Source organism: Ignavibacteriales bacterium, from assembly GCA_016709155.1.
GTDB lineage: Bacteria > Bacteroidota > Ignavibacteria > Ignavibacteriales > Ignavibacteriaceae > JADJEI01.
Genome location: JADJEI010000013.1, coordinates 37,465 through 62,959 on the forward strand (window position 1 = coordinate 37,465; position 25,495 = coordinate 62,959).

The following is a 25,495-nucleotide window of genomic DNA, read 5'->3' on the forward strand; positions in this document are numbered from 1 at the left end:
TATGAGACTATAATAAAAAGGGAATCCAATCGGGTTCCCTTTTTTATTTTAAAAAATTATGTCTTTGTAGTAAATCATCAATTATGGTTTTAATTAGTAATGAATTATTTTGCTCTTAATCATTAACATGTGTCTAAATGTTCCCAACACTTTTACATATAACTGAATTCAAATTAATAAAATCATTTTTCGCTTTGATGATTTTATTTTTTGTCCCAAATTATGCCCAAGATGTAAACTTCAAGCATCTTACCAGCGATAACGGATTATCGCAAAATTTTATTTCATCCATCCTGCAGGATAGTAAAGGCTTTATGTGGTTTGGAACTAAAGATGGATTGAACAGATACGATGGTTATTCTTTTGTCGTTTATCAACACGATCCGTTTGATACAACCACTATTTCTGCAAATTATATTACGGCTTTATTTGAAGACAGACACGGTTACATCTGGGTTGGTACTTTAAATGGCGGACTGAATTGTTATGACCGTAACACTGAAATATTTCATCACATTTATTACCGTTCAGTTGGTTTGGATAATTTTAATACAAATGAGATTAAGTCAATTGCAGAAGATAAAAATGGAAATATCTGGATAGCTACAAGGAACGATCGCTTATTTAGGATAATTCCTAATCATAAAAATTTATTTGCGGTTACTTATACACAGTACAGGCACGAAGAAAATAATTCCAAAAGTTTAAGCAGTAATAACACTACAACATTATTTCGCGACTCGAAAGGAATTTTATGGGTTGGAACAGATAACGGTTTGAATAAATTTGATTTAAACTCTGACAGTTTCACTCATTTCAAAATTCAAGTGAAAAATTCAAAAGCCCCTTCAAGTCAATACGATCAAAGTGTTAGTGCAATTTATGAAAGTAAAAATGGAGCTTTCTGGATAGGCACGGCAAGTGGTTTGGTCAAGTTTGAAAGAGGAATCGGCACTTACAAATTATATCCTCACGAGTTTGAAATATATCGTTACGGTTGGGGAAATATAATTGCAATTAGTGAAGATCATAACGGAAAATTATGGCTTGCAACACCGGGTGAGTTAATGCGATTTGATCCCTCTATTAATTCTTATGATTATTTTTTAAATGATCCGTTTAATCCAAAGTCTGTCAGCTTCAGCAGCATTTCCAGCTTGTGTACAGATAAGACCGGTATTGTGTGGGTTGGCACTGCGGGTATGGGAATTAATTTGTACGATTATAAAGCAAACCGATTTTCTACCTTGTTAAAAAAGAAAGAACCAGCATCGCGAATTACCGGGTTTAGTGTTCGTTCTATTCTTGAAGAGAAAGCTGATATAGTTTGGATCAGTACCGCTGTTTTATATCGCTGGAATCGAAAAACCGGTGAACTGAAAAGTTACGAAACAAGATCGGATATGCCTGATGAATTTGGAAATACAGGGGTTTGGACTATGATAAAATCTGCTGATGGAAAAATCTGGACTGCAACAACCGAAGGACTTTACAGATATGATCCAGCAACTGAAAAAGCAAAGCATTTTAAATTCGATCCCACAGATAATTCGGGTTTACCGCAAAAAGAAGTTTATGCTGTTTTTGAAGATCAGCAGCGAAGTATTTGGATCGCAACAGAATATTATTTTAGCAAACTTATTGATATTGAAAAAGGTACATTTCAAAATTTTCGTTATCAGCCGGCACCATCTAATAATGAACAAGTACGACCTGTAATCTGTCAGGATAAGAAAGGAATTTTTTGGCTTGGAACAAATGAGGGGCTGCTCCGGTTTGATTTTAAAAATAAAACTTTTCAAACTTTTAAAAACGATCCTAAAAATCCGCAAAGCTTAAGTAATGATTTTATAAAATCTATTTATATAGATAATCATGAATCAGAAAATATCCTTTGGATTGGTACAGCAGGAGGCGGTTTGAATCGGTTTGATGTTGATAAAAATTCGTTTACACAATTTTTAGAAAGGGATGGGTTACCCAACAATGTAGTGTACGGAATTTTACCTGACGCAAATGGAAACCTGTGGCTAAGCACAAACAAAGGTCTTTCAAAATTTGATACAAAGGATAAAACATTTAGAAACTATGATGTTAATGATGGCTTACAAAGCAACGAGTTTAATACCGGCGCATACTATCGAAGTAAAAAAGGAGAATTGTTTTTTGGTGGAATAAATGGACTGAATTATTTCTATCCCGAAGCAATAAAAGATAATCCGTACAAGCCTGAAATAGTGCTGACAAATTTGAAAATCCATGATCAAAATATTTCAATTAAAGATGATAATTCTGTACTGCAAAAAACCATCTCAGAAACAAATCAGCTTGAACTTTCATATAAGAATGATGTAATCACTTTTGAATTTGCTGCTTTAGATTATTCTGCACCTGAAAAAAATCAGTATGCCTACATTTTAGAAAATTTTAATACTGATTGGATTTATTCCGGAACAGTTCACTCCGCAACATATACGAACCTTCCTCCGGGCGAATATATTTTCCGGGTCAAAGGTTCAAACAACGATGGCGTTTGGAATGAAGCCGGAATTTCACTTACTTTAATAATTACACCTCCCTGGTGGAGTACATGGTGGGCGTATATTTTATATGGACTTCTATTTCTTTGTGGTCTTTATCTGATAAGACGCTACGAACTGAATAGGCTTAATCTTAAAAACCAATTAAAACTTGAAAAAGTTGCAACAGATTCTTTACGCAATTTAGATCAACTTAAATCACATTTCTTTGCAAATATCTCTCACGAATTTCGAACGCCGCTTACTTTGATTCTTGGACAGGTTGAAAGCGTTATGTCTTCAGGCATCGAAACAAAAGAAAAGGGTAAGCTGCAAGTTGCAAATAGGAATGCAAGACGATTGCTCACTTTGATTAATCAGTTGTTGGATTTATCCAAACTTGAAGCAGGGAGTATGGAGCTTAATGCCGGGCAGCATAACATCGTTTCATTTCTCAAAAGTCTTTTCTATTCATTTGAATCATTAGCCGAGACGCAAAAGATTACTCTTAAGTTTGAATCTGAACTGGAAAAAATTCCCGTTGTTTTTGATCCTGATAAAATGGAAAAAGTTTTTTATAATCTTGTTTCAAATGCATTCAAGTTTACACCGGAACAAGGAGAAATAAAAGTTTCGATAACCATACGCAAAGCTGAATTTTTTTCAGCATCTTCTACAGGAGGGAGTATTTTTAATCAAGTTCGGGATGACAATACAAAAGGATTTGTTGAAATAAAAATAAAAGATACAGGCAAAGGAATACCTGCCGAAAGTCTTTCCCATATCTTCGATCGTTTCTATCAGGTCGATGGTTCAAGTACACGCGAACACGAGGGAACGGGAATTGGTTTAGCCCTTACAAAAGAATTAGTTGAACTTCATAAAGGGAAAATTGCAGTTAGCAGTAAAGAGGGCGAAGGGACAGAATTTATAATTTATTTTCCTATTGGTGATTTGAAGAAGAAAAATGAAAAATCTTATGAATTACCAGTTAGCATTTCTGCACAAGAAAATATTTTAACTGATGTTGAAATTTCCGAAGCAGAACTACTACCAACTTCCGATCACCAGCCTCCATCCCCCGGTCTCCAACTTCCAACATCCGCCGGCAATCAAGAAATTATTTTGGTTGTTGAGGATAACTCTGATGTGCGTACCTACATTCGCGAACAGCTTGAAAATGATTTCAAAATAATTGAAGCGGGTAATGGAGAAGAAGGAATTTCAATCGCACAAAATGAAATTCCTGATTTGATTATAACTGATGTTATGATGCCAAAATTAGATGGCTATCAATTCAGTAAAGCAATTCGCAACGATGAAAAGACAAGTCATATTCCAATAATAATGTTAACTGCAAAAGCGGGACTTGATGATAAAATTCAGGGATTGGAAATAGGTGTTGATGATTACCTGACAAAACCATTCAGCGCAAAAGAGTTGAAAGTTCGAGTTAAAAATTTAATCTATCAACGCAAGCAGCTTCGCAAACGATTTAGTACATCAACAATAATTAAACCTTCGGAAGTTACTGCTGTTTCTGTTGACAAAACTTTTTTAGATAAAGTTATTAAGACGATCGAAAATCATTTTGAAGATGAGCAATTCAATATTGAAAAACTTGCCGATGGAATGAATATGAGTGTTTCTCAACTTACAAGAAAATTAAATGCACTAATTGATCAGCCGCCGGGACAATTAATAAGATCATTTCGTCTTCAACGTGCTGCAGATCTTTTAAAACAAAACTCTGGCACAGTTGCAGAGATTTGCTATAAAGTTGGATTTAATGATCAGGCATATTTTTCCCGCGCGTTTAAAAAACAATTCGGGTGTTCACCTTCAGAATATAAAAAAACGTTGTAGCGATCGGTCTCCCGACCGATCTGCCTGAGTGTTAAATAAAAATTCCGAATGATAATAGATATAATTAGAAAATAAAGACTGGATAGGAGTCCGTTCCTTACGGAGAAAAAATTTACTTACAATCAAGTCGTCAATTAATAAGATAACTAATTGTGGTAACCTGGCGGGATGGTCAGGAGACCATTTCCTACAAGAAAATCCTCAATTGCATTAAAAGTCCAAACAAATGCGTGTATAGTGCAAGATATCCGCAAACCAATCTTCTACTTTTGCAGTAGAAATTTTAAATAAACTATTTCAAAAACCTAAGCTTTATACTTTGATAATCTTAAAAACAAAAGGAACATTTAATTCAGATGGAAAGATTGTTCTTGATTCAATAAGAACAATTCACTGGAAAGAATTGAGTGACGGCAATCCTCCTCAACTTCCTGCCGGAAGCAGCATCGAGCTTTCAATTTCCTTTGATGAAAATGATTTTCTTTCCGGTAAAGAAGGAATTGTCTGGGCGACTTATGATTTGCGGCAGGCGGAAATTATTCAAAGCACTCTTCTTGCACAGCACATCAACTGTGAAGTAAAAAAGATTGCGCTGCAGGATCAGAATTTATTTTTAATATCAATAACAAATGAAAGGGAGATAAAAGTTGTTGTCGATTTTATTTGGAAAAGCGACAGCGGATTACGGCTTAAACCTGATTGGAGTTATCCAAAGGATGTGGCAAATAAAAGTTTTGAGCAGTGGCTCAATGAACACTAATATCAAATAAACAATTTATTCACTAATAAAAGGAGTTATTCTATGTCTTATTTACTCGTTCATCACAATTGCGAAGATTTTGCCCAATGGAAGAAAGCATTTGATAACCATTCTTCAATGCGTGCTCAACATGGTTCCAAAGGCGGTAAGGTATTTCAGAGTGCGAACAACCCGAATGAACTATTTGTCTTACTTGAGTGGGATAGTATTGCAAATGCTCAAAAGTTTGCTCAATCAGACACCATTAAAGAAGCGATGAAAGACGCGGGTGTTGTGGGTATGCCGGCAATTTATTTTGTTGAAGCAGCAGCAGAAACAGCCAAATAATAATTTTATCAATAAACAAAAAGGAGCTAGTGTTATGAAACAGTTACTTTCAATCTTCACTGTATTATTTGCAGTGATAATCTTCTCGGGTTACAGCTTTGCACAGGACGCCACCAAAGTTGATCCTAAACATTACAAAGTGGAATTTTACATATCCTGATGGCAAAACAGAGAAACGCGATTTTAAAAAAGGGTTTTTTAGCTGGGTTCCAGCAACAATACATCAGGGTGAAAATCTAGGTGATGAACCTTTCGAATTAATTCAAATTGAAATGAAAAATAAATAACTAATCAAAATGGTATTTTTAAAAAATATTTTTAACAATCAAAAAGGAGTTCGTGTTATGAAACAGTTACTTTCAATAATCGCTGTACTATTTGCGGTGATAATTTTATCTGGAAACAGTGCGGCACAGCAGTGGTCTAATGAACAAAAAGATGTTTGGGCAGGCGTAGAAAAATACTGGGATGTTTCTGCAAAGGGAGATGCTCAGGGTTTTATGTCATACTTTGACGATAGTTATATGGGATGGGATTATCAATCCATAGTTCCGCAAAGTAAATCCAATACCGGTAAATGGATAGCAAACGGTTTGAAGAATAATACCACTATTGTTTATACACTTACGCCTGTTGCCATTTGGGTAAAGGGTGATTTTGCTTATGCCGATTATTTTTACACACAATTGGATAAAAATAATCAAACAGGTAAAGAAGATAGATCATCAGGAAAATGGACAGACATCCTAATGAAAAAAGATGGCAGATGGGTTTTAATTGGTGATCAAGGCGGCAGAACATCTAAAGCAGAATAAACATTAGGGTATTTATCAAAACCTTCAAGGTTTGTTTTAAAATTTTTGTAATGTGAAATTTTGTTGCACTTCACAAAAATAAAAACCTTGAAGGTTTCATTGTAAATTTTTAGAAATAGAATCAATAATGCTCGCTAAACAGTGCACGATAAGAAGAGTAAAAGTAAAATTGACTTTGTGCCCTAATTAAAAACCAGCACAGAAAATTTGAATGGAAAAGTAAAAATAAAAATAGGTAATAATGGCAATGGTATCCCGGATTCTGTAAAGGAAAATATTTTCAATCCATTTTTTACAACAAAGCCAAGCGGAGAAGGAACCGGTCTCGGCTTATCAATCAGTTATGATATAATTGTAAAAGAGCATGCAGGCGAACTTAAATTCGACAGCAAGGTTGGTGAATACACGGAGTTTAAAATTATTCTACCTAAACAATATGGAGCATGATGATGATTTTACGATTGAAGTTTTTCGAGTTAGATAAAATTTCGTGGTATTAAGTATTCAATACAAACTGATTTATAAACAAGTATTGGGAAATAGATTATATTCCAATTGTTCTCAGTACACTTTTAATTATAATAACATAAAATTATCAAGAAGGTATTTTCATGCAGGAAAACATAAAACTGGAAATTAAGCTTCCCAATATACCGGATGTTGAACTGGTAGCTCTTGAAAGCTTACAAATTATGGGCAGACACTTCGGTATTTCTAATGATAAAATCGGTGAAGCTAAAATTATTGTTACCGAAGCTATCATTAATGGGCTTGAACATTCAGGTGATCAAAATCCTTATGTACAGGTTGAGTTCAGTATGGACAAGCAAAAATTAATAATACTCGTAACGGATTTTGGATCAGGTTTTGAACCTGGGAATGTTGAAGAGCCAAATATTGGCAATAAACTTCACAGTGCACATAAACGAGGATGGGGTCTTAAGCTAATGAAGTCCATGTCTGATGATCTGATTATTGAATCAGGCCCTAATGGAACAAGAATTACTATTACTAAAAATTTAATCTAATTGGAGAATACTAATGAGTACGGATTTTAATTTAACTACAGAATTACACGACAAAACTCTTGTAATAATAACAGACGGATATATTAATAGCACAGGCGGCGAGCAAATCGTTCAGGAATTTGATAAACACGCTGATGTAAATAAACTTATTCTAAATCTTGAAAATTCCAAGGTTGTTAATTCTATTGGCATTTCTCATTTGATTGAAGTGATTGAAAAACTAAATCAAGCAAATGGTAAACTGATTTTTACTAATCTTGATCCAACAATAGAAAAAACCTTTTCTATAATGGGATTATTTCAGTTCGCGGGGAAAGCTGATACTGTTGAGTCTGCTTTAAATACCTGATATAATTCATCTTACTTTTAGCTTAAGCAGCAAAAGTAATTTTCTATTTGCATTAAACTATTTAACATATTGGAAAATAATAACCTTGTAGAAAAACTTTCTTTGCAAGTTGAATCATTTCAGGAAGGATTTGAGATCCTCTGTAAATCATTCAGTTTTGATGAGATGGTGCAGGATTTCCTGCATTTGATGCGTGGGAATTTTATGATATCAGAAATAAATGCTTATCATAAAAAGCAATTTAATTCTGATTGGAATGCTATTGCCTCAAAAAAAATGCTCGACCCCAACGACTTATCTTATTTTGAAGAGTCACCAAATTATTCTATTCAATATTTTGAAAAACAAAAATATGATGTTTCATTAGTCCTGCCATTAACAGATAAATCATATCTGGGAATTCTTATTGGTCCCAAAATGGATAAGAGTGGTTTCACAGAATTTGATAAAATCACTTTACAAATTTTAGTTCAGGTTTTTGACAGTGCGCATAGATCATTCCTGAATCAGAAAAAAGAAAAGGAATTAATATTTGAATTAAATGAAAAAGTTGTACAACTAAATAATCTTATTGACACAGTGATTGAAGTTTCGCGCTATGATAAAAGAAATATTTTATTTGATTTGGCACTTGAGAGAATCGCTCCTCTTACTAATGCCTCTTCTGCTCTGCTTCAAATCAGTAACAAGGAAAATGCTGTGCAGCAATATTCTTTTCCTCCGAATATTAATGCAAATGATGTAATGGCGTGTCAATTTAAATTAGAGTCCGGGTTTGATTTCAATAATTTATCATATCGATTTACACTGGCAGAAAAAGAAACAAGGGATGGTGTTACCAATTTTAATGAATTAGATAAAATGCTGCTTGATGCCATAACACGACAAGTACAGGCTTCGATTGAAAATCAATATCTGAATAATCAAGCGATAGAAAAAGAAAAAATGGAACAGGAGCTGAATGTAGCTGCCTCCATTCAGCAAAGAATCCTTCCCGAATCATTACCAAATATTAAAGGTTATGATCTTGCAGGGATAAATATTCCCTCTAAAGAAGTTGGCGGTGATTATTACGATTGCGTTGATTTAGGGAAAGGCAAATATGCATTAATCATTGCTGATGTTTCCGGCAAAGGAATTGGAGCCGCATTGTTGGTAAGCACTTTGGATGCATCATTATATTCATATTTGCAATTCGATATTCCTCTTACAGAAATGGCAGATAGATTAAATAAATTAATTTATAAATCTTCTCCATCCGATAAATACATAACATTTTTTATTGCTGTGCTTGATTCAAAAACAGGTGAATTGGATATTGTAAATGCGGGACACAATCCAATTTTGTTATTAAGAAAAAATGGGATGCTTGAAAAGATTAATGCCGGCGGAGTTGGTCTTGGTATGTTTGATTTTGGAATACCGTTTGCCGGGCAAAAATCGATTATGAATTCTGGTGACAGACTATTCTTATACACAGATGGCATTCCTGAAGCGATGAATGAAAAAGAAGAAGAATATTCTGATGAAAAAATGATAAACTTTTTTACAAGTCATTCTGATAAACCAGCCAAAGAGTTTATTGATTTCATAGTTAAAGATGTAAAAACATACGCTGGAACAGCTCAGCAGAGTGATGATATAACTGCCCTAATCCTAAAAAGAATTTGAATTTATTCACCAGCCTTATTGGAGAGCTTTATGACAAAGTCAATTTTTAAATATTTAGTAATTTCTGTTTTATTTGTTTTTTCTTCGCTGCTCATATCGCAGCAGAAACAAAAAACAGAAGCCAATGCTGACTTGATTGAGTACACCAACAAAGAAGGTTTGCCTACAACCAATATTTCAAACGTGGTTCAAACCAAGGACGGCTTCATTTGGATTTCAGGAATTGAAGGAACGTACAGATTTAATGGTTACGAATTTGAAGAGGTGGGCGCTGATATTGGATTACCCACAATGCAGAATATGTATTACGATTCCACTAAAAATGTAATGTACTTCGCCTCGCCTAAAAAATTTATAACATTTAATGGAAAAGAATTTAAAGTTTATACTGAAAAAGAAGGTTACAAAATAAACGGATTATCAGGGCAGTTGATAACATTTGTTAAAGCAGATAGTAAAGGGCGGATTTGGATTGGTTCTTCAACACCGTTTGTGGATAAAAAAAATAACGGCGGTCTTACAAAATTTGAAAACAATAAATTTACAGTTTATGATTCTAAAAACTTTCCCGCTTGATAATGCGATTAACTTTATTGAAACTCCTTATGGTGATCTCATATTTAATTCAGCAGGTCATAATACTCAAACACTCGAAGGTTCTTATGTTGCTTTATTCAAAAATGATGTTTTTAAAAAGATTGATGAATCTGCAGGGATAAATCTTCAGGGTGCAAGAATTTATCCAAAGGAATTAGTGACTTCAATTGATAATGATGGCAATACATGGCTGGCATGTAATTCAGGTAATATTTTTGGCGGTAACCAAAAAAATTCCGGAGCATTAATGTACGATGGAAATAAATTTTACCAATTTACAGAATTCATAAATGAGCTTAATAAAGATCAAGTTCCTGTCGAAGTTTACTTTAGTACCCAAATGAATAAATTGTTTTTGACCACTTTAAATTTAAATGGAGAACTATTTAACGGAAAAAATAAAGGTGTTTTTGAATTTGAAAATGGTAAATGGAAAGCATCAGATATCATACAACAAATTGGGGTGATTAGAGACTTAAAAACTGATAGAGTAATCAATGATTTTAACTATTCGAGTATCAATTTTCAAAAAGCCAATAAATATTTTCCCGAATTGCTAATTTTCTACAGCACCAACGTAGATCAAAGTTCAAAATATCCCGCTCAACTCTTCTCATTTACTGATAACAAATGGAAAAAGTATGACTCTTTTGAAGCTGGACCGGGCACTGAAATAAATGAAGGTGTTTTAATGAACACTTCAAAAGGCATTGGAATAAATTATCTTAATTATTCAAAAATGCTTACCGCTAAAGATGGTTTATTGCTCACTCAAGCCGGTATTCCAACTCTTTTTACAGATTATAATGGAATGGTTTGGATTTCGTATTCATACACTGCATTGCCGGCTTACTCAGCTTCTTATAATGTAGGGATTAATGTTTGGGACGGAAAAAAATTACGTACGATTACAGAGAAAGACGGACTTGCAAGTAATATAACTTATGAAACGTTTCAGGATACTAAAAAAAGAGTTTGGATACCAACTTCAAAAGGTCTCACAATGGTTCGTGAAATCACCAATAGTGATGGTGAGCAGATTTTAAAGTTAAAAAATATTCCTGACGGAGAGAATAAGCCATACAATACTTCAAATGTTCTTGAAACAAGGAATGGCGATATTTATGTATGGAATAATTATGTGCGTCCTATTCAAGAGAACCTTATTGAAGCAGATTTTTATTTCGGAAAACTGGTTGGAGAAAATTTTGTTAAAATCAATTCTCCATTTAGTGATGCTGATAATAAAAAAGAATTCCAGCTTTTTGATCTTCGGGAAGATAACGATGGCAGGCTCTGGTTTTCTGGAATTTTTTCAGATAATATAAAAGACATCACCTCTGCTCAATCAAAAATAATGTTGTATGATGGAAAATCCTGGAACAAACCACCGGAAAGCTGGAAAATTCCATCAGAACAATTGCATTATGTCGGGAATTTAAAAAATGGAATGTACTTCTTAACGGTTGGAGGCTTTTATGTTTTTGATGGTAAGAAATTTGTAAACCTTAGTGATAGTGTAAATGCCACCGCTGATTTCAGAATATTAAAAGGTGCCAGTGTTGCCGGAACAAAAACTGACATTCAGGCGGGGGGAAATTTATACATTCGATTGAGAAACAGAGGTCTTGTAATTTTTGATGGTACAAATCTAAACTTTTATACAAAAAAAGATGGACTTCCATCAACTAATATTACTAATCCAATAGCAGATGAAATTAAAGGTAATGTTTATTTTTCATCTCCCGCAGGCGCCTTAAAGATAACAGGAAATAAATTTCAAACTTTCTATAGTGACGAAAGTGTAGCAAGCGGTGGTCCATATACATCAGCTTTGGATGGATTCGGAAATATGGTAGAGTTTTATAATGGAGTTGGTCTTTACATTAATAAGAGTGAAGAAAAAAGTTATCCGTTAAAAATTTCATCAGCATCAATCAATGGTGAATCTCACTATTATAATTTTCCCGTAAAATTATCCTATTCTCAAAATTCGTTTTTATTCAATTATGCGGCTTTAAATTACAAAGACCCGCGGCAAACGACGTACGAACATTTTCTTGAAGGCTTCGACAAGGACTGGTCAAAGCCAAGCAATCTTGCTTTTGCAGAATATCAAAACTTACCCTCAGGTGATTATACTTTCCGGGTACGTGGTATTACATCAAATGGAGTTAAAACAAGCGAGGAGTTTTATTCGTTTACAATTAATCCACCGTGGTGGTTTACATGGTGGGCTTACGGAATTTATGCTATTGGCTTCGTAAGTATGCTGAGTGGTTTAAGAAAGTTCGAACTTGATCGTAGGAAAGAAAATGAAAACAAAAAATTCCTCCAACTTGAGAATGATAGAAAAACAAAAGAGCTTGAAGAGGCAAAACAGCTTCAGCTTTCAATGCTGCCAAAATCACTCCCAAGCATTCCGCATCTTGATATAGCAGTATTTATGAAAACGGCAACAGAAGTCGGCGGTGATTATTATGATTTTCATGTTCATATGGATGGAACATTAACCGTAATACTTGGTGATGCAACAGGTCATGGCATGATGTCCGGTATGATGGTTTCAATAATGAAATCTCTGTTTATGTCAGACAGAACAAACAAAGCACTAAAACCATTCTTTGAGAATGCGAATGAAGCAATTAAAGATATGCAGCTTGGCAGACTGATGATGGCACTTACTTGTGTGCAGATCAGTAATAATAAAATTATAACCACAAATGCCGGTATGCCGCCTTTATTTATCTACCGAAAAAATTCTCAAACGATAGAAGAAGTTGTTATTAACAATATGCCTCTTGGTGCGATGAAGGGAATCATGTATGATATTAAAGAAATCAATATAGAAAGAGGAGATACTTTATTATTAATGAGTGATGGATTTCCGGAACTTAAAAATCATAATCAGGAGATGTACGGATACAAGAGAGCACGAAATAGTTTTGAAGAATCAGCTAATAAAGATCCCGAAGAAATTATAACACATTTAAGAGCAGAAGCCAAAAGCTGGACAAATGATAAAGATCCCGATGACGACGTGACGTTTGTGGTAATAAAGATTAAGTAAATAATATTAATAGCCCCGACTTTTAAGTCTGGGTATATAAATCCACATGGAATATGGGCTTTAGCCCAATATAAATTTGATATTTTGGCTAAAGCCGGTTTAGTTTTTTGATTTGAATCCCCGACCTAAAGGTCGGGGCAATATCAGATAAAAACTTACTAAGTCAGTTAAAACTAAATAACTTTTAAAAAGAAAGATCAATGAAAAGGAATATAATGTTTAGCAAAAGAAAATTAGTGCAATTAATCTTTGTGCTGTTAAGTATAGCCTTAGCTTCATCAAGCTACGCACAACAGCGCAATTACCTTTTTGAAAATATTTCAGTTCCTGAAGGACTATCGAATTCTACAGTTAATTATATTTTTCAGGATAGTAATGGTTTTCTCTGGATTTCTACTGCAGATGGACTTAACCGGTACGACGGAAATAATATAAAGGTATTTAAAAACGACCCTAATGATTCTACCACAATACCAACTAATGATTGTTCTGCCATTGCAGAGGATGCAGATGGATTTATCTGGGTTGGTGTTTCCAGGAATGCTATTACAAGATTCAATCCTAAAAATGAAACCTTCCAAAGTTATCGTATAGAAACCGCTGGTGTGACTAATCTATCATACTTTTATTCTGCTCTTTTTGATTCTAAAGGAAATTTGTGGTTCGGATCTTCAAATCACGGAATGCAAAAATTTAATAGATCAAAAAACAAATTTGAACAGGTGCGTCTTGAAGTTTCTAATAATAATGCTCAATGGGGAAATATTTATAGTATAGTTGAATTAAAGAATGGAAATATTTTAGCTGCTGATTATAGTAACGGCATTAAAACATACAATGAAAAACAGAATGTATTCCAGCCATATTACCTTAAAACAAATTTTAGCCCGAATGAAATTAATCTCATATACGAAGACATCTCCGGCAATATTTGGTTTGGGGGTAGAAATAAATTAATCAGATACTCTCCCCAATATTACAGCATCGAAGATTACGATGTATTCAGTCTTTTTAAAAACCCTACCACTTATGATAATGTTATGGGTTTAGTTCAAGATGATGAGGGCTATTTATGGGCGGGGATTTATTCACAAGGGCTTTATAGAATTGAACCGAAGACAAAAAATATTCAGCAATTTGATTACAATATTTATGAATTAAACAATTTTGGTCGCAATATTATTTCGAATATTTATAAAGACAGATACGGAGTAATCTGGATTGGTATTTGGGGGAAAGGAGTTACAAAATTCGACCCGCTTAGAGAACCATTTAATTTCCATAAGTTCATAACCAATGACATTGCAAATTCTAATGCAAATTTTTCAACTGTAATTTCGGGTTCACATCAGAGCAGGGAAATAGTAGTTGGAACGTCTGAGAATGGTTTATTTAATTACAATCTCGAAAATCAAAAGTCAGATAAATTGAATATCACTCCTGGCAAATCTAATGTTTCAGGTGAGAAGATAAATATTCAAGGGCTTGCTATTGATAACGCTGGAAATAAGTGGTTTGCATATAATAATCTCGGTTTGCATAAAATTGATAAAAATAATTTACTTAGCACTATTCAATCACCTCATAAAAATAAAAATTCAATTTATTATATAAATTCAATTAAAATAGATTTATCGGGTAATATCTTGATGGCATCGAGACAGGGATTTGAGAAATATAATCCTGTCAAAAATCAATACACAATCTTACCTACTATCATGAATAAACCAATGAGTGAAGATCTTAAATATAAAATTCATAAAATATCAGAATCCAGTGAGCCATTAGCTTCAATATTAAAAGTTGGTGAAGCATCTAATTTAGAAAAAACATTTTCTTTGAATCAGGATAAAAAAGTTTTGATAATTTGTGTTGGTGAAGGTGAAATGAATAATGCCGGCATAGGTCCTTCAGATGCCGGATCACTTTTAACTGAAGATGGCAGAACAATCTGGTCAATGAATGATTTATTTAAAACATTTAACAACGGAGGAGGATTTAAAAATCGAATTGCGCTTGGATGTTTGAATTTGAAAAAGGGTGATTATAAAATTACATACGCAACGGATGTCGGACATTCGTTCGGCAATTGGAATGCAATTGCACCACCAGACTCAATGTGGTATGGAATTCAGGTTTTAAATCTCAATGAATCCGATTTTAAAAGCATTAATGAAATGAATGAAAAGGAAATTAACTCCAATAAATTTATGCCTATGGAAATCGGCACTTGCGTTGAATTGAGTAATAAGTTTAATAACGTTCTCTGGTTAGGATCTACTATAAGCGGGTTTTTCAAATATGATTTGTCAACAGGAAATTTTAAGCAATATAATTTTGATAGCAAAAGCATCAGTTCCCTAAACAATTATATCAATTACATTTTTGAGGATAGTAAAGGAATAGTATGGATTGCAACAGCAAATAGTTTATTAAGATTTGATCCTTCCACTGAAAAAATTGACAGATATGATCAAAAAGATGGACTGCCATCCAATCAAATAAATTCCATTGTTGAAGATCTTGGAGGTAATCTTTGGATAAATACATCCGCCGGATTATCCAAACTGAATAAAAATGTTCCAAAGAATAAATGGAACTTTGTAAATTTTAATGCGCAAGACGGACTTCAAGGATTTACTACAAGCAAAGCATACTGGATAAGCAAAGATGGTGAGATATTTTTAGGAAGCATTGATGGCATTACTTATTTCTATCCCGGAAAAATAAATGAAGTAAAACCGGATGTAGTTATTTACGATATAAAAATTTCTGATGTATCTCTTAAATCAGATTCGGCGGAGGTGAATCTGGAAAAAAGTATAATGAAAACTGATGAACTGGTTCTTTCTTATACTCAGAATAACATCTCATTTGAATTTGCTTCTATTCATTTTTCAAGACCTGAAAAAAATAAAATTATTTATATGCTGGAAGGGTTTAATGATCACTGGATAACAGCAGACAGGAATTTTGCTGCTTACACAAACCTAAATCCCGGCGAATATACATTTAGAGTAAAAGGTTCTAATGGTGATGGAATCTGGAATGATGAAGGAAAATCTATTCGGATAATTATTAATCCACCCTGGTGGAGAACTACCTCTGCTTATGTTGGATATTTCTTCTTGTTTGCCGGAGTAGTTTTTGGAATAGATAGAGTACAAAGAAGAAGAATATTAAGCAAAGAACGTAATGCTGCTGCAATTAAGGAAGCGAATCTTCGTGCGCAGATTGCAGAAACAGAAAATGCACGCAAGACAAAAGAATTGGAAGAAGCACGTCAGTTGCAGCTATCTATGCTTCCAAAAACACTTCCGCAATTACCGCATATTGATATAGCAGTCTATATGAAAACTGCAACAGAAGTTGGCGGAGATTATTATGATTTTAATGTTGGAATGGATGGAACATTAACTGTTGTAATCGGGGATGCAACCGGACACGGTATGAGAGCAGGAACAATGGTTACCTCTGCTAAATCTTTGTTCAACAGCTACGCTGCTAATCCTGATATAATTTTTACATTTCGTGAAATGACAAGATGCATTAAACAAATGCAGTTTCAGTCACTTGCTATGTCTATGACGATGTTGAAAATTAAAAACAATAGATTAATTATGTCTGCCGCGGGAATGCCTCCAGTTTATCTTTTCAGAAGTAAGCACAAAATAATTGAAGAACATTTAATGGAAGGAATGCCATTGGGAACAATGGAAAACTTTCCCTATGAATTAAAAGAAATGGAATTGTTTTCCGGAGATACAATTTTATTAATGAGCGATGGATTTCCCGAGTTACAGAATCAGCATAATGAAATGTTCGGTTATAAACGTGCAAAGAATTCATTTGAAGAGATTGCAGAAAAAGAACCAGAGCGTATTATAACTTATTTGAAAGAGGTTGGTTCAAGATGGACAAGTGAGAAAGACCCTGATGATGATGTTACGTTTGTTGTGATAAAGATTAAATAAGATTTTTAAATAGCCCCGACCTTTAGGTCGGGGAATATGTATTTCCTGAAATTAGGGCTTCGGCCCAATTTTCATAAGAATAACAAATTAGAAAACCGATGATAAAATTTTTTAGAAACATCCGTAAAAAACTGGCATCAGAAAATAAAGTGGCAGGCTATCTGCGTTATGCAATTGGTGAAATAGTTTTGGTAATGATTGGAATTCTGTTAGCGCTTCAGATTAACAATTGGAATGAAGCAAGAAAAGAAAGAAACAATGAAATAAAATATCTTAAAAATCTAAAATTAGATTTAAAAACTGATTTAGTTAATTTGGATTTAATGATAGTTGATCGGCGTAATAAAATGTCGTCAGCAAACACATTATTAGAACTTAAACCACCAGCTACGATGGAAGAATTAACAGTATTTGATTCATTACTATGGAATGTTTATGGATGGGCAAGTTTTACACCCAGGACAATTACAATAAATGAATTAATTAGTTCCGGTAATTTTAACATTATTAAAAACGATTCTATCAAGTCTTATCTGATGAGCATTAAAGAAATTAATGAAGTAATAGTAATTAGACGCGAACATATGAGGCGTGAATATGATAACTACTTGTATGATCGTACCTGGCCTATCCTTGAAATCAGACCTTTTTGGGATTTAGAAAAATCAATAAAGCAAAAAAAAAGAATTAATATCGAAATATCAGATGATAAAAGGCAACAAATAGCTTCTCAAGCAGCAATCTTCTTAAAAGATATGACTATCAGAAATGGTCTCAAATTAGCAGCAATGAATAACTTTGGTATTCTTAATAGATATGAATCACTTTATGCAGAAATTGAAAAACTTATAAAATTTATAGATGAAGACATAAATGAAAAACCGTGATAACATACTTGAAAAAGTAAAAACTGCAGTTGGTTTTTTAAAGAAAAATAAATGTCATTCTTAGCCTGTCGAAGGATGACATTCATAAAGAATCTGCCACACTTCGACAAGCTCAGTGTGACAGTTAAATAAGATTTTTAATTAATAAAAAAGATGTATTATGAAAGCAAAATCAATAAAAGGAAAATCCGCAGAAGACATAAAATCTGCTTTGGGTCAAAGTATGACCGATGGTTTTAAACCAACACTTGCAGTAGTGTTTTTATCTGTGAGCCAGGATAGAAAGGCAATTTGTAATTTGCTGGATTCAAATGGCATTGCAATATTTGGGGCAACCACAAGCGGTGAGTTCATAGATGAAGTTACTGAAAAAGGCACAGTGGTGATATTATTGCTCGATATCAAGAAGGATTATTTTCAAATTTTCTTTGACGAATATCCTGAAAAAAACTACAGGGAAACGACTCGGAGGATTGCTGAAGAAGCACGGACTAAATTCCCAAAACCTGCCTTCCTTATCTCCGGTTCTCACCTTGAAACGGATGCAGAGCAATTGCTTTTTGGATTTGAAGATGTGGTGGGCAAAGATGTTAATGTTTACGGCGGCATGGCTTCCGATGATTACACATTCACCGAGCAATTTGTATTTACCAATGGAAAGGAAAGCAGCCAGGGTATCGTAGCGCTTGCACTGGATGAAAATAATATCCTGATCAAAGGCAAAGCCACTTGCGGTTGGAAAGCTGTGGGTACTGAAAAAATAGTAACGAAAAGTGAAGGCAATCATGTTTATACGGTTGATGATATTCCTGTTTTGGATCTTACCGCAAAATATGGTGGGTTGGAAAATGTATCACCCGATAACGCCGGATTGATGCTCGAGATTGCTTCAAATCTGCCTTTGCAGTTGCAACGGGAAAAAGGTGATCCGGTTATGCGTCCAGGTCTCCTTGTTGACTGGAGCGACCATTCTTTTTATTGCAGTGGATCAGTCCCCCAGGGTTCTAAAGTCAGATTCTCCCTTCCACCCGATTTTAATGTGTTAGAAAAAGTGATTAAAGGAGTTGAAGAACTAAAACAAAATGAAATGCCCGAAGCAGATGCTCTTATCGTATTCAGTTGTGCCGGTAGAATTTTAGCTTTCGGTCCTATGATGAACCAGGAAATCGAAGGAATAAAAAAGGTTTGGAATGTTCCAATGGCTGGTATGTTTTCAAATGCAGAACTGGCAAGAGCCACCGGAGGTAACCTGGAGATGCATAACATTACCACCTGCTGTGTTGTATTAAAGGAAAAATAGAATGATTGTTTACAAAAATGATGAAGTTAAGCTAACTCATCCCCTTGCCCCTTCTCTTAAAAAGAGAAGGGGAGATTTGGAACCATTTAAAAGTCCCTCTCTTTTTAAGAGAGGGATTTAGGGTGAGTTCCTTTACAAAAAAAGTAATGAACCAACTAATATTTTATAAAGCCTAAAATGAATCAGAAGCTTCAAAAGATATTTGATGTAATTCAGCAAAACGAAAAGTTAAGTGAGGATGAAAAAAATCCGCTTCTGAAATCTTTAAAGGAAGTTGATAAAGAATTAGAAATAACTGCATTTAAACTTGAAAGAACAGAGAAGGTTAAAAAAACAACTGCCATTCTGCTGGAAGAAACAATTGAGGAACTTGAACAAAAGAGAAAAGCAGTGGAAGAACAAGGTAAGATAATTCAAGCAGATAATGACCGTAAAACAAAAGAGCTTGAAGAAGCTCGTCAACTTCAACTTTCAATGCTTCCAATAGAACTTCCTCAACTGCCTAATCTTGACATTGCAGTGTATATGAAAACTGCAACAGAGGTGGGTGGAGATTACTATGATTTTAATGTTGATCCTGATGGAACACTTACCTTTGCAATTGGTGATGCAACAGGACACGGAATGAAAGCCGGAATTATCGTATCAATGGTAAAAGCGTTATTCTCATCTGGTGAATCAAGCCCGGATATAAAAACATTTTTTAATCAAAGCAGTGATACTCTGAAAGGAATAGAGCTTGGGCGATTAATGATGGCGTTTATAATGCTAAAAATAAAATCAAACAAGCTTGAGTTTGCCAATGCAGGAATGCCGCCATTATACATTTACAGAAGACAATCAGAAGGGGTTGAAGAAATAATGATAAACGGAATGCCTCTCGGTGCAATGAAAAACTTTCCTTATGAAATAAAAGAATTAGAAATCTCTTCAGGCGATACAATATTATTGTTAAGTGATGGATTACCCGAATTGAAGAATGAAAAAAATGAACAGTATAGTTATGCAAGAGTAAAAGATGAATTTATGTCTGCAGCACAAAAAAATTCCAATGAAATAGTTGAACATTTAAAAAATTCAGCATCAGAATGGTCAAACGAAATAGAGCCGGATGATGATGTTACGTTTGTTGTAATAAAAGTTAAATAAATGATTTAAGAAAAAATAATTTTGAATAATTACTATGAACTCTAAAAAAGAAAAATTATTAAACGACACCTACTATAAATGGATTCAGAGCAGTTTGTACGATGTACCACTGGACGGCGTAAATGATTTTGTTGATGCTAAAATTATGGGATATGGTAGTGCCATCGATGAAAAAGCTCTTTCCATATCTGACTATCGTAAATTGATCAACAGACAAAGAGAACAGGCAGTTGGACTTGAAATGAATTTTGAAATCACACCTGTTTTCAGAAGTATATCAAACAAAGAAGACTCCGCAATTTTTGTTGATGAAATAAAAGTATCAATAATTCTTCAAGAGGGCAAGCAGGAACTCTTTTTAAGATTGACAACCATTTTAGAATACATTAATAGTAAATGGATAGTTGTTCATTGGCATGGCTCCATACCGACAGAAACATTGGCTGAAACCGATACTTGGCTTGTAAATGAATGGAAACGAAAAAACGAAGAACTTGAAAAACTTGTTGATGAAAAAACTATTGAGCTTGTTGTTAAGAACCGTGAACTTGAAATTGAAACCGCTCTGGAAAAAGTGCGCGCAGTTGCAATGAGTATGCACAAATCTGATGATCTGCTAAGTATTTGCGAAGTATCATTTAAAGAGTTTAAGAAACTTGGCTTCGATAATATCAGGAATGCTGTAATTCATATCCTCAATGATGAAAAAGTATTTTTTCTGGATTATGATTATTCAGACTATCTGGGCGGAAGTATAAATAGCATAAATTATAATTCACATCCGGTTGTTGAGAATTATTTAGAACAGATAAAAATATCTGATGACGCTTTTGCTGAGGTTGTTATTGAAGGTCAACAACTGGATAGCTGGAAAGACTTCCGGCGAAGTAGCGGGCAGCTTGATGATCCGACTTTGGATGGAATTCCAGCTCTCTTTTACTATCTCTACTCTATTGGAGTTGGTGATATCGGAATATCAACATTCAATCCTATAAATGAATCCCAGGTTGGAATTCTGAAAAGATTTAGAAACGTTTTTGATCTTGCGTATCGAAGATACACTGATATAACTAAAGCCGAAGCACAGGCAAGAGAAGCAAAGATTGAAGCATCGCTGGAAAAAGTAAGAGCTTCTGCTATGAGTATGCATAAATCAGATGATCTCTTGGACGTCTGTGAAATATTATACAAGGGACTTAACCAATTAGGCTTCGATGAGATGAGGAATACCATGATCAATATTCACAATGACGAGAAAGAAACTTTTATAAACTATGATTACTCTGACGCAATCGGAAGAAGCATAAATCATTTAACTTACAATATTCATCCAGTAATTGAGAAACAAATAAAGCAGATCAGAAGCACAAATGATGCTTTTTCTGAAACATCTTTTACAGGTAAAGACTTAGAGGAGTGGAAAAAATTTAGGAATAAAATCGGGGAGAAAGATGATCCGAGGATAGATAATATCTCCGCATTGTATTATTACTTTTATTCAATAGGAACCGGTTCAATCGGAATTTCAACATTCAGCTCTATTAATGAAGAAAAACTTGAGTTGTTAAAGCGGTTCAGGAATGTATTCAGCCTATCATACCAGCGTTATCTGGATATTGCGCTCGCAGAAGCACAGGCAAGAGAAGCTGAAATACAACTTGCACTTGAAAGAGTGAGAGCAAGAAGTCTGGCAATGCATCATACATCCGAATTGCAGGATATGGTAAATATTCTTGCCCAACAGTTATATAATATGAATCTTGATATTAATGGAGGTGTGTTCATTGTTATTAATGCTGAATTGGATAAAGATATTTCCCTTTGGGCATCCGGCGGCGCAGCTGATTATGTACAAAAAGTGACTGTTCCATTTTTAAACAGCCCAATATTTATTGATCTCAGGGATGCGATCAAAAGGAAAAATAATTTCTTTACCGAAGAGCGCACCGACAAAGAAAAGATCAGATTGTTCAAACATCTTTTCAAATATCAACCATGGAATAGTTTATCTCAGAAAAGAAAAGAGGAACTACTTTCACGGAAAGGAGGATATTCAAGATCAGTCGCTATTTCTCAGTACACAAGCATTTCCATTACCAACCACAACGGTAAAAAATTCTCTAATGACGAAAATGAAATTCTGAAACGTTTTGGAAATGTTTTTGAACAATCCTATACCCGTTTCCTCGACCTTCAAAAAGCCGAAGCACAGGCAAGAGAAGCAAAGATTGAAGCATCTTTAGAACGTGTAAGAGCTGTAGCAATGAGTATGTTGAAGTCTGATGAATTGCTTAAGGTTTGTGAATCTGTTTTTAATGAATTGAGATTACTGGGTTTTAACGAAACTGATTTAAGAAATACTCAGATAGTTATTAATAATGATGAAAAAGAAATCTATAACGGTTATCAGTATTCAGATTATACCGGCGGCGAAATAGCTGAAGTTCCTTACGATATGCATCCTATCATCAGGATGTTAAACGATAAATTAAAAAAATCAACAGATGCATTTGCTGATATTGAAATTTCGGGAAAAGCGATGGATGATTGGAAAGCATTTGTAAAAAGTTTTCCTCAAAAGCCCGATGAGAAACTATATAATGCATCAGAGCTTCATTATTATTTTTACTCGGTTGGAATTGGTGCTCTTGGTATATCTTCCTTTAAGTCCTTGCAGGAAGAACAACTTCAAATACTTCAAAGGCTAAGAAATGTATTTAATCTTTCCTACCAGCGTTATTCAGATATTGCTCTCGCAGAAGCTCAAGCAAGAGAGGCACAAATTGAGTTGGCTCTTGAAAGAGTTCGGGCAAGAACAATGGCTATGTATAAAAGTGAAGAATTATCAGAGACAGCGCATTTGCTCTTTCAGCAATTTAAGGAAATTGATAAAGAACCAAAAATGCTCACTATAGGTATAATGAATGAGAGTGAAGGTTTGATCGAGTTCTGGGTAACTGATTGGAGTGGAGGTGGTTCTAAAGTAGATCGGAAATTCAATGCAAGTATTGATGAGCCAATCTTATTAAATAAAATTTATAAAGCATGGAAGAAGAAACAAAAATCAATCGTGATCGAGCTTTCCAATGAAGAACTGCTGGGTTGGGTTAAATACAGAATTTCATTAAGCGGTATTCCAGATAGTACTGATTATTCAAACAGCCGTGGATTTGTAGCTGCTGCTTTTTTTTCAAAGGGAATACTTTCAATTTCTACTTATGAACCTCACTCACCTGAAACTGTTCAGCTTCTTGAAAAATTTGCCGGTGTATTCAATCTTACATATACTCGTTTTCTTGATCTGCAAAAAGCAGAAGCTCAGGCAAGAGAAGCGCAAATTGAAACCTCGATGGAAAAAATTCGTTCCCGCTCTCTGGCTATGCAAAAACCAAAAGAGCTGGTTGAAGTAGCTGAGTTATTAAGAAAAGAAATGGGTCATTTGGGTGTAGAAGAATTGGAAACAAGTTCTATATACATAGTTGATAAAGAAAATCAGCAAGCTGAATGCTGGTATGCCATAAAAGATATCAGGGAAGAAAATAAAAGATTGGTAAGTGATGAAATGAAACTAATTTTAAGTGATACCTGGGTAGGCAATGAAATGTGGAAGTTTTACCGATCAAAGAATGAACAAATTTCCATTGTGATGAAAGGTGATAATAGGAAAGAGTGGATAAACTATTGTGCTGATAAATCACAGGAATTACAGGGATATTATGGTGATGAAATCCCGGAGCGTACCTACCACCTGGTTAAGTTTAATGGTGGTTATATGGGAGCTGCATCACCGGGTAATATTTCAGCAGAAAGCTGGGACTTACTGCGAAGAGCCGCTTCAGTTTTTTCATTGGCATACACCCGTTTTAAAGATTTACAGGATGCAGAGGCGAGTGCAAGAGAAGCTCAAATAGAAGCTGCTTTGGAAAGAGTGAGAAGCAGATCAATGGGTATGCAAAAGAGTGAAGAGTTGAAAGAAGTAATTCGGGTTGTATACGAACAATTTGTTCACTTAAAGATCAATGTTGACCATGCAGGTTTTGTAGTTGATTACACACCAAAAGGGGATTGGACTTTTTGGATCGCTGATGAGCGGGATATTCCTTCTAAAATAACCCATCCGTACTTTGAGTCTGTTTGGGCAAATCAATTTAATGAAGCAAAAGAAAAAGGGGCAGACTTCTTTGCCACCAATTTAAATTTTGAAGAAAAGAACAAATTTTATAATGAGCTTTTATCATTTGTCCCGGGGTTACCGGAAGCATCAAAAGATTTTTATTTAAGCTGCCCCGGACTTGCGGCAACAACAGTATTGTTTGATAATGTTTCCCTCTACATCGAAAATTTTTCTGGCAAGCCTTATACAGAAGAAGAGAACAAAATATTGATGCGCTTTGGAAAAGTATTCCAGCAAACCTATACACGTTTCCTCGATCTGCAAAAAGCAGAGGCACAGGCACGTGAAGCAAAGATTGAAGCGGCATTGGAGCGTACCCGTGCACAAAGCATGATGATGCAACATTCAAAAGAACTGGATGATACATTACGAGTGTTTCATGAACAGGTTTTGCAGTTAGGTATTCCTTCAGCATTTTCATATCTATGGCTGCCTGATGAGGAAAAAGAAAGGCATATCTTTTGGGCTGCGTGGGCAGAAAATAATTCAACAGTTTTCAAAAGTAAAGCCATCAACTATCCCATGGATAGAAATGAACCTGCCACAGCGCAATGTATTATTGACTGGAAAGCACTGAGCCAGTTGTTTCATATCATGTACCTCCGGATGGGGTAGTAAATTATTTTGCCGCCTGGAATGAATTGATTGTGGGTGTTGAACAACTGCAGCCGCACTATTTTAATGGTGGTCTGTATTATGTAGAGGCTTTTATGAAGTATGGTTGTTTTGGTGTAATGGTAAAGCAGCTATTGCAAGAGGATGAAAATAAAATACTGGAACGCTTTGCAATTGAATTTGAACGTGCCTTTACCCGTTTTCTCGATCTGCAAAAAGCCGAAGCACAGGCAAGGGAAGCACAAATTGAAGCGGCAATGGAAAAAGTACGTAGCAGGACAATAGGGATGCAGCGAAGCGAGGAATTACAGGATGCTGCTGCATTGATGTTTCAGCAGATAGAATCGCTCGGTGTAAATATTATGGGATGTGGCTTTAATATCTGGGATGAGGA

General features: G+C 34.6%; 15 protein-coding genes. All 15 read left to right on the top strand.

From position 1 onward, the window contains the following. Positions 1 to 137: 137 nt before the first annotated feature. The gene (locus tag IPH11_13310; protein ID MBK6914569.1) at positions 138 to 4,385 is read left to right on the top strand and encodes a response regulator; all 4,248 of its coding nucleotides are present in this window, start codon (positions 138 to 140) and stop codon (positions 4,383 to 4,385) included. 319 nt (positions 4,386 to 4,704) lie between these two features. Beyond that, complete coding sequence (locus IPH11_13315) at positions 4,705 to 5,145, top strand: hypothetical protein (GenBank protein ID MBK6914570.1); 441 nt, start codon at positions 4,705 to 4,707, stop codon at positions 5,143 to 5,145. A gap of 42 nt (positions 5,146 to 5,187) precedes the next feature. Then, positions 5,188 to 5,472, top strand: a complete 285-nt coding sequence (locus IPH11_13320) for an antibiotic biosynthesis monooxygenase (protein ID MBK6914571.1) — start codon at positions 5,188 to 5,190, stop codon at positions 5,470 to 5,472. A 344-nt stretch (positions 5,473 to 5,816) separates the two neighbouring features. Then, positions 5,817 to 6,287 (top strand): nuclear transport factor 2 family protein, encoded by a 471-nt coding sequence (locus IPH11_13325; protein ID MBK6914572.1) that lies wholly within the window; start codon positions 5,817 to 5,819, stop codon positions 6,285 to 6,287. A 207-nt stretch (positions 6,288 to 6,494) separates the two neighbouring features. Then, positions 6,495 to 6,734 carry a hypothetical protein gene (locus tag IPH11_13330; GenBank protein ID MBK6914573.1) on the top strand — a complete coding sequence of 80 codons (240 nt, stop codon included), beginning with the start codon at positions 6,495 to 6,497 and terminating at the stop codon, positions 6,732 to 6,734. Positions 6,735 to 6,898: 164 nt separating this feature from the next. Then, positions 6,899 to 7,315 (top strand): ATP-binding protein, encoded by a 417-nt coding sequence (locus IPH11_13335; protein MBK6914574.1) that lies wholly within the window; start codon positions 6,899 to 6,901, stop codon positions 7,313 to 7,315. A gap of 13 nt (positions 7,316 to 7,328) precedes the next feature. Beyond that, the gene (locus IPH11_13340; protein MBK6914575.1) at positions 7,329 to 7,664 is read left to right on the top strand and encodes an STAS domain-containing protein; all 336 of its coding nucleotides are present in this window, start codon (positions 7,329 to 7,331) and stop codon (positions 7,662 to 7,664) included. A gap of 69 nt (positions 7,665 to 7,733) precedes the next feature. After that, positions 7,734 to 9,335 (top strand): PP2C family protein-serine/threonine phosphatase, encoded by a 1,602-nt coding sequence (locus IPH11_13345; protein MBK6914576.1) that lies wholly within the window; start codon positions 7,734 to 7,736, stop codon positions 9,333 to 9,335. Between the two features lie 30 nt (positions 9,336 to 9,365). Further along, positions 9,366 to 9,911, top strand: coding sequence for a hypothetical protein (locus IPH11_13350; GenBank protein MBK6914577.1), 546 nt, complete (start codon positions 9,366 to 9,368; stop codon positions 9,909 to 9,911). Further along, positions 9,886 to 13,002 (top strand): SpoIIE family protein phosphatase, encoded by a 3,117-nt coding sequence (locus IPH11_13355; protein ID MBK6914578.1) that lies wholly within the window; start codon positions 9,886 to 9,888, stop codon positions 13,000 to 13,002. The genes IPH11_13350 and IPH11_13355 overlap by 26 nt, the downstream gene beginning before the upstream one ends. A gap of 200 nt (positions 13,003 to 13,202) precedes the next feature. Next, a complete protein-coding gene (locus IPH11_13360) occupies positions 13,203 to 16,976 on the top strand; it encodes a SpoIIE family protein phosphatase (GenBank protein ID MBK6914579.1) in 3,774 nt (1,257 codons plus the stop codon). A 98-nt stretch (positions 16,977 to 17,074) separates the two neighbouring features. After that, entirely contained in the window at positions 17,075 to 17,863 is a 789-nt protein-coding gene (locus tag IPH11_13365; protein ID MBK6914580.1) for a hypothetical protein, read from the top strand. 160 nt (positions 17,864 to 18,023) lie between these two features. Then, on the top strand, positions 18,024 to 19,163 hold the full coding sequence (locus tag IPH11_13370; protein MBK6914581.1) for an FIST C-terminal domain-containing protein: 1,140 nt from the start codon (positions 18,024 to 18,026) through the stop codon (positions 19,161 to 19,163). 177 nt (positions 19,164 to 19,340) lie between these two features. After that, entirely contained in the window at positions 19,341 to 20,312 is a 972-nt protein-coding gene (locus IPH11_13375) for a SpoIIE family protein phosphatase (GenBank protein MBK6914582.1), read from the top strand. 34 nt (positions 20,313 to 20,346) lie between these two features. After that, a complete protein-coding gene (locus tag IPH11_13380) occupies positions 20,347 to 25,101 on the top strand; it encodes a nuclear transport factor 2 family protein (GenBank protein MBK6914583.1) in 4,755 nt (1,584 codons plus the stop codon). The last annotated feature ends 394 nt before the right edge of the window (positions 25,102 to 25,495 follow it).